Genomic DNA, 13,313 nt, shown 5'->3' with positions numbered 1-13,313 from the left:
AAATGCAGTGGTTTTGTCATGCTTTTTTCAGGTATTCTTTAATTAATGTTGGACAACAATTATTAAATAAAGCTAAATACTGTTTTCATAATGGCTGTATATGTGTTTATCAGGCTGCTTTAAGTTATTTTATTCTGGTATCGTTTTCAATACTGGAAATGCATGACAATCCTGCTTATATTCTATTCTTTTCTTCTGGGAGCAATGACGGTATTAATGACCAAAATCTTTAAAGAATGTACAACAAAAGTTCACTGGATCAGCTCTTGGGGCTGATCAAAAGACATCGGAAGAAGTTCTATGTTCCTTTGTCGTTGACGGTTTTGTGCCTGGGCAGTGCGCCCGCCATTTCTCTGGCTGCACCCAAAGGAGGTAGTATCTCTACTTTTTCCAGGAAGGAGGTTACGGTTACAGGAACAGTCGTAGATGAGTCAGGGAAGCCGGTAATCGGCGCCATTGTTACCATTAAAGGGGTATCCAAAGGTGTTTTAACAGGCTCTGATGGTAAATTTTCCATCGACGTGCCGGATGCGAACACAACGCTTTTGATTTCTTACATAGGCTATACAAGCCAGGAAGTCCCTTTGTCCGGAAAAACAAATGTGACGGTGACCTTAAAGGAAGCGGCAGGTGCGCTGGAGGACGTGGTAATGGTGGGTTATGGTACCCAGAAAAAAAGTGATTTAACCGGAGCGATCGTCAGTGTTTCTGCTGAGGAACTGGAAAGGCGGCCGGTAGCCAATGCTCTGGAAGCAATGCAGGGTAAGGCAGCTGGCGTTGATATTACTTCCAATGAACGCCCCGGTCAGACGGGTAGTGTACTGATTCGTGGGGTACGTTCTTTAAATGCCAGCAATTCACCTTTATATGTGGTGGATGGAATTCCGCTGGCTACAGGCGGTCTGGAGGCTTTAAATCCAAATGATATAGAAAGCGTTGATATCTTAAAGGACGCCTCTGCTACGGCCATATATGGCTCACGGGGTGCGAACGGTGTTATACTGGTAAAAACCAAGCAAGGAAAGGCCGGCAGAATGACGGTTAGCTACAACGGCTCGGCAACATTTGAGACACTAGAAGACAAGGCTACGATGATGAATGCGGAGCAGTATATTGAATTCAGAAGAGCGGCTTACCGCAGAGCAGACCAGTACCCTGAAGAAGCTACCGAGGCTAATGATAAGGCCATTTTCGGGCAGGACGCTTACGCCTGGGCCAATGTCGAAAAAGGCTGGGCCAGTGGAAGCTGGGATGGCTCTAAGGTAAGTACAACAGACTGGACCGGCATGGTGACGCGTACAGGAATTACCCAGAATCATTCTTTAAGTGTCAGCGGCGGTACCGAAAAAATGAAGACTTATGCTTCAGTAGGTTATCTGGATCAGACAGGCACGCAAAAAGGTCAGGATTATACCCGCTACAACGGCAAATTCTCCATTGACCTCCAGCCGGTTAAATGGTTTAGATTTGGAGGAAGTCTATCCACTACCTATAGTGTGCAGAACTATGGTTTCTCTTCCTCCAGTGCAAGCGGAGCCAGCAGTCTTTATTTTGCGGCTCAGGGTATGCTGCCTTTCGCAGTTCCGTTTGACAGTACCGGAGCGCGTATTAATCTTCCGGGAGGTGATATCAATATCTTAAATCCTATCGGTGAGGATAAATATAATATCAATGAGCGTAAACTTACCAGAACAATTGGTCTTGCCTATGCTGAGTTGAATATATTACCCGGATTAAAACTGCGCAGTAATTTTGGCCCTGAATTCTATAACTGGCAAAATGGCCGCTTTATGGATTCTTTATCTATTAACAGAGGGGGCGGGGAGCCAGGATCAACCAATTTTGCCGAGTTAAGTCAGAGTAATAAACTTTCCTGGACCCTGGATAATCTGCTTTATTATGAAAAAGCAATCCAGAAGCATAATTTTCAGTTGACCTTACTGCAGAGTTCTTCTTATAACAGAACAGAAACCTCAGATATGTCAGCGGAAGATCTGCCTTGGAACAGCCAGAAATGGTATCAGCTGAACTCTGTGAGTAAGCTGAGCGGTTATAGTACAGGCTTATCCAAATCAACACTGAAGTCTTATATGGCTCGCCTGAACTATTCTTTTGACAATAAATATCTTTTAACGCTTTCCAGCAGATGGGACGGAGCTTCTCAGCTGGCAGATAATCATAAATGGTCTTATTTTCCCTCCCTGGCTGCTGCCTGGAAAATAGACCAGGAAGACTTTATGCGTTCAGTTAGCTGGATAAATGCTTTAAAACTGAGAGCCGGCCTCGGTACAACGGGTAATGCGGCTATTGATGCCTATGGTACCAAAGGAGGCGTTCAGACCTTATATTATACCTGGGGCAGTACGGTGGATGCAGGTTATGTATCCAGCGACGCTTCTTTAAAAGATCCTGCTTCTATGCCTAATGAAAATCTGGGATGGGAGCGTACCACGCAGTTTAACGTAGGATTGGATTTTGATATCTTACATAACCGTATCAGTGGTTCTGTGGATGTATACAAATCCACGACCAGCGATATCTTAATGGAAATGAGTATCCCGTCCCTAACCGGTTATACAACAGCCTGGGCTAATATCGGGAAAACGGCTAACAAAGGGATTGATATCACTTTAAATACACAAAATATCAAGACCCGTAATTTTAGCTGGAATACGACCTTAACGCTGGCGGGCAACAGAAGCCGCATAGTGGAACTCAGTAATGGGAAAGAAGATGATTTATCAAACCTCTGGTTTATAGGACAGCGCTTAAGTGTATATTATGACTATAAAAAAGTCGGAATTTGGCAAAACACGGCTGCTGATCAGGAGGAAATGGCTAAATTCAATGCCAATGGCGGCACTTTTGAAGCGGGTGATATTAAGGTGGCTGATTTAAACGGCGACTATAAAATTGATGCTAATAATGACAGAACCATTGTAGGTCATTCAAGCCCGAACTGGACAGGCGGTTTGCAAAATATCTTTACTTATAAGAACTGGGAACTGACCGTATTTATGGTGAGCCGAATGGGATATACCATAGCGACAGGAGCAGAGTCCCTGCAGGGTAGGTATGCACAGCGTCTGGTAGACTACTGGACAGAAAGTAATCCTACCAATGATTATCCTTCTCCAGATTATAGTAGCGCGGCCGGGGATCCTTATAAATCTTCCATGAACTATCAAAATGGTTCTTTTATAAAGATTCGTAATATCTCCTTAGGCTACAGGCTGCCACAGTCTATGCTGGATAAATTACATGTTTCTAACCTGAAATTCTACGCACAGTTAACCAATCCCGGAATGATTTATTCCGGCGTATCCTGGATTGATCCTGATTTAGGGGGTTCTACGTATAACAGAGGGGTGGTTATTGGCGCAAACCTGAATTTCTAACAATTAAAGTATTAATGATCATGAACCGATATATAAGATATGGCATTTTAGGGATTAGCCTGGGGCTATGCACCATGCAATCCTGTAAGAAAGGTTTTTTGGAGGAGGATTTAGTAACTTCTCTGAGCACGGATGATTTTAAAACCCAGACAGGGCTGGATGCGCTGGTAACGGGTATGTATCAGTCTTTAAGATTTCACTTCAATTATGAGTGGGCTTATACGACTACAGAGTATGGAACCGATGAATTTGAAGTAGGCGGTGACCGGACAATGGAGATGTGGAATTCTTATAACTCCAATCTGAATTCTGAGACTGCCCATGCACAGGATATCTGGGATAATATGTATGGTAACATTAACTCTGCTAATATTGTGATTCAGAATGTACCGCTCTATTATGGAGAAGGAGAGAATAAGAATACCCGTTTGGGTGAAGGGTATTTTATGCGGGCATTTGATTATTTTAAGCTGGTGAAACAATATGGCGGTGTGCCACTTAAATTAACGCCTTCTACCTCGGTGGAAAGAGAATTTACCAGAAATACAGCCCAGGAAACCTATCAGCAGGTTATTGATGATTTTACGCAAGCGTATAATGATTTACCGGAAACACCCGAAGCTACAGGTCGTATAACCAAGTATGCAGCAGCACATTTTCTGGCCAAGGCTTATTTGTATAGGGCCAGTGAGCTGAACGATGACTGGAACAGTGATACCAAACAATCTGACCTGCAAAATGCAGTAAAATATGCAGATATAGTAATCAACAGCGGGCATTACAGCCTGGCTCCCAATTATAGCAGCCTTTGGGATTTTGAATCCGTTGACGGACCGAATGAACAGCTAAGTGAAATCATCCTGGCGGCTCAATTCTCTGACAATACGGCTACCCAGGGTCGGTATGGTAATCAGGTGCATTTGTATTATCCGTCCGTTTATCAGAATCTGCCTGGTATGCAGCGCGATATTGCCGGAGACAGAGAGTTTCAGCGCATGCGCTCCACAGACTATATCCTGGATGTATTCGACCGGGTTAATGACTCAAGGTTCTGGAAAAGTTTTAAGACCAGTTATCTGTGTAATAAACCCTCCAGTGCTCCAACCTGGACTGCTAAATATGCACCTTCCACTGATTTGGTAGGCAAGGTCAAGTTTGCAGGAGGAGAAGAGTCCATTCGTTATATCGTTAATGATGCAGGAGACACCCGGTATACTTCAGACAATATTAACTACCGTGCGCCTGGTATGTATGTTCGCTATTTCAGCGGAGAAGCGAATGGTTATAAAGGCGGCCATGGCAATTATACTGCCAGCCAGTACGTGGCACTTTCTAAGTTTATGGACGGTTCCAGAAGTACGGTCGCTTCACAGTTCGGGCAAAGAGACGGGATTTTAGCGCGTTTGGCAGAAACTTATCTGATCGCTGCTGAAGCTTATGGACGTCTGGGAGAATATGATAAGGCCCTGCCTTATTTAAATGCTGTGAGGGACCGTGCGGCCTATAAAGATGGAGAGGACCGCTCGGCCTATGTAGACGGCGGTATTGCTTATAAAAATAATACGGCCGCCAACACCGCCACTTACGTGTCTTACTCTTCTAAAAACACTTATTATGAGTCCAACGACATCGATGCGTCTACCACAGGCAGCACTTTAAGTGAAATGCATTTAAACAGTACGGCAGATATCTTTAATTCTACCCATGATTTCTATGATGTGCTGGCAGTGAGTTCAAACGCAGACAAGTTTCTTTGTTTTATCTTAAATGAACGTTCTCGTGAACTGGCAGGTGAATTGATGCGTTGGGAAGATCTGGCCAGAACAAAGACGCTGATCAAAAGAGATAATGCTTTTAATGATGAAGCCACGCCTACAGCGTATGATTACCTGCGTCCGATACCGCAGTCCTTTTTGGACGCGATTCAAAGTAATGGGTCAGCGCTTACCAGTGCTGAGAAAGAAGCGATGCAAAATCCTGGATGGTAAGCTAATTACAGCAGGCTTTTGCTGATGGAGAATAGTTTGTAATGTTGGATTTAAATTTGGACCCCGTCTCAAAAGGACGGGGTTTTTTGTCAGTTTTGTGTCTTTCAAATTAAATGGTAGTCTACTGCTATTGTGTTAAGGAACGGCTCTATGCTGCTGACGATATCTTTGTCTGACAATTATTTTATGCTTGACGCCGATAGAAATGCCAAAGTATTTCAGGCTGCCTTAGCTGAAAATTATTATACAGCCGATTTAATGTTAAGGTAACTCTTAATTTATTTTTAATATTGACAACAAAACCTGTAAGTTTTCCGATTTTATCACATGTATATTCTGGATAGGTAATCTTACTATCCACCTGACAGGGCGCTATTTCATTAAGGCAATATCGTCTCTTTGCTACAGTCCTTGTATTTACTATTTTGGAAATACGGTAAGTATTCTTTAGTGCAGGCGGATATATTTTTCAGTCAAAATCTGGTCTCATGATCCAATAATGATTTTTTGGTGTAATTGCTAGTATAACCAAATCTATATTGTGACCTCTTCAAGAGAACCTAAGCTTCCTGGCATCACTATTTGTTTGAAAACATCCCAAATATTCTGAATAAACAATCCCCGACAGTCTAGGAGGGTGGTAAATTAAAAAAGCAGCCAGGTAAATACCTAACTGCTTTTTAAAATTTTTTAGTCTTTTGGCCTTCGCCTTTTAACTGTTGCTCTCCCTGCTGGACTTGAACCAGCGACCCTCTGATTAACAGTCAGATGCTCTAACCAACTGAGCTAAGGAAGAATCTTCTTTTTCAAGAAGCGGACCGGACGAGACTCGAACTCGCGACCTCCGCCGTGACAGGGCGGCATTCTAACCAACTGAACTACCGATCCAATATTTGCTTGTCTGCAAATGTATAAAGAACTTAATTTAAAACCCACAAAATAGGGCTCGATTTTTTAGAAAATTAAAAGGCTGTTTTTGCAGCCTTTTCTTTCTGTTTTTGCTCTCCCTGCTGGACTTGAACCAGCGACCCTCTGATTAACAGTCAGATGCTCTAACCAACTGAGCTAAGGAAGAATCTTCCTGAATTTTAAGAATTCTCTTGATTTCAAAGAAGCGGACCGGACGAGACTCGAACTCGCGACCTCCGCCGTGACAGGGCGGCATTCTAACCAACTGAACTACCGATCCAAACTACCCAGAACTAATTGATATCCTTTGTTTTGGGAGTGCAAATATAAGGACAAATAATTTTATCAAACAAATATTTTTTAAAAAAATTTTCTAACGTTACTTTTACACTCGATTAGACTAAATATTAAATAATTATGCCCCAGTATCCAAACAGACAGTTCCTCGATTTTGAGAAGCCCATCAAGGAGTTATATGAACAAATTGATCAGGCAAAAAAGCTGGCTGAAAAGAATCCAAAGATTGATTATAACTCCAATATAGAACAATTAGAGGCTTTAATCTTGGCGAAGCGCAAGGAGATTACAGATAATCTAACTCCTTGGCAGCGAGTACAGTTAAGCCGTCATCCGGATAGACCTTACACGCTTAAATATATTGATAAAATGACCACCGACTTTGTCGAACTTTACGGTGACCGTAATGTAAAGGATGACAAGGCGATGGTGGGTGGTTTTGCTTCATTAGATGGAGAAACCATTATGTTTATCGGGCAGCAAAAAGGTACAAATACCAAACAGCGTCAATTGCGCAATTTTGGGATGGCTAATCCGGAAGGCTATCGTAAAGCTTTAAGGCTCATGAGGCTGGCTGAAAAATTTAATAAGCCTATCGTTACTTTGATTGACACGCCGGGCGCATTTCCGGGGATGGAAGCTGAAGAAAGAGGGCAGAGTGAAGCCATTGCCCGTAATATTTATGAAATGTTTCGCTTAAAAGTGCCTGTTATCTGTATTATCATCGGTGAGGGTGCAAGCGGGGGAGCCTTAGGTATAGGAGTCGGAGACCGGGTCTTTATGCTCGAAAACTCCTGGTATACAGTTATTTCTCCGGAAAACTGTAGCTCCATACTTTGGAGAAGCTGGGATTATAAGGAAACAGCTGCTGAACAATTGAAGCTCACTTCGGACTATATGAGTGAATTCGGGTTGGTAGATGGTGTGATCTCTGAGCCTGTAGGTGGAGCGCACTGGGACTATGACCTGGCAGCCGCCACTTTAAAGGATACCATTAAAAAATCTCTGGCAGAACTTAAAAAGGTATCTGCTGAGAAAAGGATCAGTCAGCGAATTGCCAAATTTGAGAAAATGGGCAATTTTGAGGAGGTAAAGGCTTAATTCATACATGGTTAAAGCTAATCAGCAACCTGAATGGATCATTTGGGTTTTGGTCAGGTTTTAATTACATTGTCATCATTAAAATTTAATATAGCAAACAATTATGTCGCTGAAAAGTTCTCTTAGAGGCACGGGCGTTGCCATTGTGACGCCATTTAACGAAGATCACACCATTGATTTTGAGGCATTAGGTAAGATTATTGACTTTCAGATTGACGGCGGTATCGAGTATCTGGTTACCCTGGGTACCACCGGGGAGACTCCTACCATTTCAAAAGAGGAGCAGGTACAGATCATAGAATATACCTATGAAAAAGTAGCCGGAAGGGTTCCGGTGGTGGTAGGTATTGGTGGAAATAACACACAGGCGGTTGTGGAGCAACTGAAGTCCTTCCCCTTGGAAAAAGCGGTTGCGGTACTTAGCTCTGCCCCTTATTACAGTAAACCTTCCCAGGAAGGTATTTATCAGCATTATAAGGCATTGGCTGCTGCCAGTCCTAAGCCTATTTTGTTGTATAATGTACCTCACCGTACAGGTAAGAATATTGACGCAGAAACAGTTATACGCCTGGCTAAGGAAGTGCCTGGTATTGGGGGTATTAAAGAAGCCTGTGGTAATTTTACACAGTTTGCCAAAATTCTAAGAGATGCACCTCAGGATTTTCTGGTCACCAGCGGTGAAGACGATATCGCCATTCCGCAGATTGCCATGGGAATGCAGGGGGTTATTACTGTGGCCGGGAACGCCTTTCCAAAGGAAGTCTCTACCATTGTCCGTCTGGCCCTGGAGGGTAAGTTTAAAGAGGCTACGGCGTTAAATAACAAGATTCTGGATGTTTTCACTTTATTGTTTAATGAGAACAATCCGGCAGGTGTAAAAGCGTTTTTATTTGAGAAAGGACTTATCAAAAATGAACTTCGATTACCAGTCGTTCCCTTAAGTGCGCCCAACCAGCAAAAAATAAAGGATTTTTTAAACAGCTACAAGGCAGATTAAAATAAACTAAAAATAGGCTATAAGCCTATTGTAATTCATAGTAAACAGGCATTTAAGGGTTATAGGTCCTTTCTTGCCTGTTTTTTATTCAGCGCAAGACAGAATTATACCGGCAAAGTTCCAGAATATACACCCTCTTTTTAACCAAAGGATTATGGGCAGACAGGCTTATAAAGACCTAAGGATAATGTTTGCTTGCTTTAAAGCCGACTAAAAACAAGGCAGGATTTTAAGGGAATGGCCCCTTTTTATATTTTTTCTGTCAACAGGTGTTACGTTTCAGTATTCATGGACGTTCTATGCATAAGATATGTTTCATTGTACCAATATTGAAAGGATAAAAAAATGTGGCAGGGAGGAGGTAATGATTTAAATCAGAGAATCTGCAGTTTTAATGGTTTTTAAATACGTAATGCTTATGAAGAATTTTTGCAGCCTTGTTATCGGTAGTTTTATTTGGCTTTTTATTTTTAGTAGTTGCCATAAGGAAACAGAAAAGGACTGTGGCTGTGGCAGCACGGTTATTACAAGTGTCTCTGGTAAAACTGCCCAACTTTATGGCTTTAAAGAGAATGATAAAACCCAGTGGAACCTTTACGTAAATCATTTAGACGATCAAATCCCTTACTATACCGGAGTTATCTGTAATACAGAAATGGTGGATGAGCTGCTGAAAAAGGAAGGGCTGCAGTTGAATACGGATGCGCATCCGGATCAGGTGGCTGTTGTTTTTTCAGGTGATTTATTTGATCGTTGCATAAAAGAAGATCCGAACGTCTGGAATATTACATTTAACTATAGCTTTAATGTACATCTGGACAGTCTTGCACTGGATACAGAAACGATAAATGATAAATAAGCCGCGGATGATATAATGGGATCGTCGGCGGTCTGTGTGGTAAAAATAATCTATTATAAAAAATGAACACCCTGCCTATCTGAACTGTCGTTCAGTGGCAGGGTGTTCATTTTTAAGGCAATTTGTCCAGACGCTCTTTAAAGAGGCCGCGCCTAAAATGGATTACCAGATTTTCAGCCTGTCTTCCGGTTTGATGTACATTTTATCACCCGGCTGAACATTGAAAGCCTTGTAAAAAGGATCAAAGTTCATCAGTGGTCCGAGTACACGCCACATGGCAGGAGAGTGAGGATCCAGATTGATGCGCTGACGAATCGTTGCGTCTTTATATTTACTTCTCCAGATCTGGGCCAGGGACATAAAGAAGCGCTGATCAGGTGTATATCCGTCAATCTTTGTGGTATCTTGTCCCTGCTTGGTTAATTTAAAGGCATCCCAAGCGATGGCCACACCACCAAAATCCGCCATATTTTCTCCGGTTGTTAATTTACCGTTGACATGCAGTGAATCTAAAACCGTAAATCCGTCATACAGCTTCTGTATTTTCTGAACTTTTTCATCAAATTTAGCTTTGTCTTCACTGGACCACCAGTTATTGATATTGCCGACTTTATCGTATTGAGAACCCTGGTCATCAAAGCCATGGGTCATTTCATGACCGATAACCATACCAATCGCTCCATAATTAACGGCGTCATCTGCATCCTTATCAAAGAATGGATACTGCAGAATACCGGCAGGGAATACAATCTGATTGGTGGTTGGGTCATAATAGGCATTGACGGTAGGAGGGGTCATGTACCAGATATTTTTATCCACTGGCTTGCCTAACTGAGACAACTGGAAATTGTAGTTATTCTCCCTGGCAGAAATTGTGTTCTCAAAATATTTGGCTTTGTCCACATTTACTTTACTATAATCTCTCCAGGTGTTAGGATAGCCGATTTTACGAACAATAGCCTTGAGTTTTATCTGGGCTGTCGCTTTTGTCGTATCACTCATCCAGTCCAGATGCTGAATTCTGTTTGAGAAGGCTGTTTCCAGATTCGTTACCAGCTGATCCATTCTTTTTTTAGCCTCTGGCGGGAAATACTTCTTAACATATAACTGTCCTAGCAGTTCTCCCAGGTTATGGTCGACGGCTGATACCATTCTTTTCCAGAGATCTTCCTGTTTGTCCCTTCCGGTAAGCACTTTTGAATAAGCAAATGCCGCATCAGAAAAAGGAGTGCTCAGAACGCCGGCATAGGATCCTATCGTATTGGCCTTCAGGTAGATTTTCCATTGATCAATAGGTACAGCAACCAGCAGTTTATTAAGGGCCTGATAATAGCCCGGCTGTTCTACATCCAGGGAATCAACGCCATTGGCACCCAGGTTTTTCAACAAATCGCTCCAGCCGATATTAGGCTCGGTGCTGACCAGAGTGGCTACCGGTATTTTATTATAATTGGCAGTGACATCTCTTAATTCTACCCTGGTTTTATGAGAGCCGGCGATTTGTTTTTCTATTTGATATACAGTCGCCGCATCTTTTTGAGCGGTAGCAGAATCTGTTCCGGTCAATGTAAAAAGGCTGGCTAAATAAACCCTGTAAGCCTTTTGAATATTTAAGGTAGAGCTATCGGTTTTAAAATAATAGTCTCTGTCCGGCAGCCCAAGGCCGGTCTGATGGAAGGAGGCTATGTTCATGGAACTGTTTTTCTGGTCTGGTCCGACATTAAAGGAGATAATGGACTGATCGCCTCTTTTGGCCGCATCGGCCACATAAATCATCAGGCTGGGCAGATCCTTAATGGCTTCAATGGAGGCCAGCATCGGCTTTATCGGATCGTAACCTCTTTTATCTCTGGTAATTGTGTCCATTCCGGAACGGTAATAATCACCGACCTTTTGTTCAATACTGCCAGCCTTTTTGTCTCCCAGGGAATCTTCCAAAATAGCGCGGAGTTCCTCCTGATTATCGTCATATAGTTTATTGAATCCGCCGACAGCTACTTTGTCTTCCGGTATTTTAACCGTATCCAGCCATTTGCCGTTGACAAACTGGAAGAAATTATCGCCCGGTTTGACGGTGCTGTCTATATACTGGGTTTCAATAAAATGCTGCTGGGTTTTGCCATTTCCCGTGCCTGGGCCGCTGCAGGCGGCAAAGCTGGAAACCACCGCTACTGCAGCAGCAGAAAGCGTAACTTTATTCATGGTTTTATTTTTATTATTTAAGTCCAAATTTGATTTTTATTATCACTGTCAGTTTACCTGTTCCTGAAACCGGCCTTCAGCAAAGGGGAGCCACGGATCCATCATGACACCACTATCAAAACACACATAAAGGAGGTTTCAGCCAGGTGCTGATTTTAAATACTATGGATGTCTGTTCTGCCCAATTTTGTTTCTTAGTTCATTGTGCTTAGCAAATGTCGGAAAATAATTTTAAAATCGCTTATCTAATCAGAGAACTGGCCGGGGTGGTTTTTTGGTATTTTTGTGCGTACTTTGCGCCATGCAAAAATTAAGCATGGATGATCTGGGCAGATTAAGCCCCGAAGAATTTAAAGCGGCCGAAAAAATGCCGCTGATCATCATTTTGGATAATATTCGCAGCATGCATAATGTTGGCAGCGTGTTTAGGACGGCTGATGCATTTTTGTGTGAACAGATCATGCTTTGCGGTTATACGCCGCAGCCTCCGCACCGGGATATCCACAAAACAGCCCTCGGGGCGACAGAGACGGTCGCCTGGAGCTATTTTAAGGAAACGGCAGCGGCCGTGGCACAGGCCCGCCAAAAAGGTTATGCGGTTTATGCAGTGGAACAGGCCGTCCACAGTATTTCTACAGAAAAGATGGAAGTGCTGAAGACATTGAGTGCTGATGGAATCGCCAAAGGACTGGTGCTGATTTTGGGCAATGAAGTCCAGGGGGTGGAACAGCAGATCATTGACCTAAGCGACGGTTGCCTGGAAATTCCCCAATATGGCACAAAACATTCTTTGAATATTTCTGTGGCTGCAGGCATCGTAATCTGGGAATCCTCCAAACTGTTAAGGAGTATCCGGTGAGAGATTCCGGTGAATTATTGAAAATATTTTTAGTGTAAAAATTTTAATTAACCCCTATAATCCATTGAAAATGACAATCCGAATTTTGGTCACAGGAGGAACGTTTGACAAGGAATATGACATGATCCATGGGAAGCTGGATTTTGAGCAGACCCATGTGCCTGAGATGCTGCAGCTAGGTCGCTGCACGGTCTCTGTAGAAATCAGAACACTGATGATGGTGGATTCTCTGGAAATGACAGATACGGACAGAGAGCTCATCCTGCATACCTGCAGATCTGTCCCAGAGGACAGAATCTTACTAACTCACGGTACCGATACAATGAGTCAGACGGCTGCTTATCTGGCGGCCGCTAATTTGCCTAAAACTATCGTAATTACAGGCGCGATGATTCCCTATAAATTCGGGAGCTCAGACGGGTTTTTTAATTTAGGAGCCGCGCTGGCTTTTCTGCAGACCCTGCCTCACGGGGTTTACGTGGCTATGAATGGCCGCTATTATAACTGGGACAATGTGCGCAAAAACAAAAAGACCGGTTTCTTTGAAGAAATTACACCTGTCAATGCCGGGTAATTATAATTGATTTTCAGTTACTTAAAAGTTCTGTGGTGGCTGTTAAAGGAATTTTACCAGCCACTCACCGAATTTTTAGTGATGTTGTAACACTAAGTTCAATCTAAACGTTATCTTTAAGGTATCAAA

At 42.8% G+C, this 13,313-nt stretch carries 8 protein-coding genes and 4 tRNA genes; 7 read left to right on the top strand and 5 right to left on the bottom strand.

Annotated features, from left to right (window positions below; translation table 11 throughout):
• The first annotated feature begins 236 nt into the window (after positions 1–236).
• Together BLU80_RS10255 and BLU80_RS10250 are read left to right on the top strand one after the other, a co-directional pair.
• Positions 237–3,398 carry a SusC/RagA family TonB-linked outer membrane protein gene (locus BLU80_RS10255; protein ID WP_091397616.1) on the top strand — a complete coding sequence of 1,054 codons (3,162 nt, stop codon included), beginning with the start codon at positions 237–239 and terminating at the stop codon, positions 3,396–3,398.
• A gap of 20 nt (positions 3,399–3,418) precedes the next feature.
• Positions 3,419–5,386 (top strand): RagB/SusD family nutrient uptake outer membrane protein, encoded by a 1,968-nt coding sequence (locus BLU80_RS10250; RefSeq protein ID WP_244518867.1) that lies wholly within the window; start codon positions 3,419–3,421, stop codon positions 5,384–5,386.
• Between the two features lie 722 nt (positions 5,387–6,108).
• Here BLU80_RS10250 and BLU80_RS10245 read toward each other — a convergent pair.
• From BLU80_RS10245 to BLU80_RS10230, 4 genes are all read right to left on the bottom strand, one after another.
• Positions 6,109–6,182, bottom strand: a tRNA-Asn gene (locus BLU80_RS10245).
• Positions 6,183–6,200: 18 nt separating this feature from the next.
• A tRNA-Asp gene (locus BLU80_RS10240) sits at positions 6,201–6,274 on the bottom strand.
• A gap of 113 nt (positions 6,275–6,387) precedes the next feature.
• Positions 6,388–6,461, bottom strand: a tRNA-Asn gene (locus BLU80_RS10235).
• A 40-nt stretch (positions 6,462–6,501) separates the two neighbouring features.
• Positions 6,502–6,575: transfer RNA gene (locus BLU80_RS10230), tRNA-Asp, on the bottom strand.
• Positions 6,576–6,712: 137 nt separating this feature from the next.
• On the opposite strand from BLU80_RS10230, the gene BLU80_RS10225 reads away from it, so the two are divergent.
• From BLU80_RS10225 to BLU80_RS10215, 3 genes are all read left to right on the top strand, one after another.
• Positions 6,713–7,693, top strand: coding sequence for an acetyl-CoA carboxylase carboxyltransferase subunit alpha (locus BLU80_RS10225; protein WP_091397610.1), 981 nt, complete (start codon positions 6,713–6,715; stop codon positions 7,691–7,693).
• Between the two features lie 103 nt (positions 7,694–7,796).
• A complete protein-coding gene (dapA, locus tag BLU80_RS10220) occupies positions 7,797–8,690 on the top strand; it encodes a 4-hydroxy-tetrahydrodipicolinate synthase (protein WP_091397608.1) in 894 nt (297 codons plus the stop codon).
• 418 nt (positions 8,691–9,108) lie between these two features.
• Positions 9,109–9,549, top strand: coding sequence for a hypothetical protein (locus BLU80_RS10215; protein WP_091397606.1), 441 nt, complete (start codon positions 9,109–9,111; stop codon positions 9,547–9,549).
• A gap of 162 nt (positions 9,550–9,711) precedes the next feature.
• Here the strand turns inward: BLU80_RS10215 and BLU80_RS10210 are convergent, their stop codons facing one another.
• Positions 9,712–11,751 (bottom strand): M13 family metallopeptidase, encoded by a 2,040-nt coding sequence (locus BLU80_RS10210; protein ID WP_091397753.1) that lies wholly within the window; start codon positions 11,749–11,751, stop codon positions 9,712–9,714.
• Positions 11,752–12,052: 301 nt separating this feature from the next.
• On the opposite strand from BLU80_RS10210, the gene BLU80_RS10205 reads away from it, so the two are divergent.
• The gene (locus BLU80_RS10205; RefSeq protein ID WP_091397603.1) at positions 12,053–12,610 is read left to right on the top strand and encodes an RNA methyltransferase; all 558 of its coding nucleotides are present in this window, start codon (positions 12,053–12,055) and stop codon (positions 12,608–12,610) included.
• A gap of 70 nt (positions 12,611–12,680) precedes the next feature.
• On the top strand, positions 12,681–13,184 hold the full coding sequence (locus tag BLU80_RS10200; protein ID WP_091397601.1) for an asparaginase domain-containing protein: 504 nt from the start codon (positions 12,681–12,683) through the stop codon (positions 13,182–13,184).
• Positions 13,185–13,313 lie beyond the last annotated feature (129 nt).

The sequence above is a fragment of the Arachidicoccus rhizosphaerae genome (assembly GCF_900107765.1).
Taxonomy (GTDB): Bacteria; Bacteroidota; Bacteroidia; order Chitinophagales; family Chitinophagaceae; genus Arachidicoccus; species Arachidicoccus rhizosphaerae.
Note: the sequence above shows the minus strand (reverse complement) of the source record. Positions and strands in the feature narration are given on the sequence as shown.

What these genes read in the sequence shown, in the direction of transcription:
- BLU80_RS10255 (WP_091397616.1), top strand. Translation starts at nt 237, where the DNA reads ATGTACAACAAAAGTTCACTGGATCAGCTCTTGGGGCTGATCAAAAGA.
- BLU80_RS10250 (WP_244518867.1), top strand. Translation starts at nt 3,419, where the DNA reads ATGAACCGATATATAAGATATGGCATTTTAGGGATTAGCCTGGGGCTA.
- BLU80_RS10225 (WP_091397610.1), top strand. Translation starts at nt 6,713, where the DNA reads ATGCCCCAGTATCCAAACAGACAGTTCCTCGATTTTGAGAAGCCCATC.
- dapA (WP_091397608.1), top strand. Translation starts at nt 7,797, where the DNA reads ATGTCGCTGAAAAGTTCTCTTAGAGGCACGGGCGTTGCCATTGTGACG.
- BLU80_RS10215 (WP_091397606.1), top strand. Translation starts at nt 9,109, where the DNA reads ATGAAGAATTTTTGCAGCCTTGTTATCGGTAGTTTTATTTGGCTTTTT.
- BLU80_RS10210 (WP_091397753.1), bottom strand. Translation starts at nt 11,751, where the DNA reads ATGAATAAAGTTACGCTTTCTGCTGCTGCAGTAGCGGTGGTTTCCAGC.
- BLU80_RS10205 (WP_091397603.1), top strand. Translation starts at nt 12,053, where the DNA reads ATGCAAAAATTAAGCATGGATGATCTGGGCAGATTAAGCCCCGAAGAA.
- BLU80_RS10200 (WP_091397601.1), top strand. Translation starts at nt 12,681, where the DNA reads ATGACAATCCGAATTTTGGTCACAGGAGGAACGTTTGACAAGGAATAT.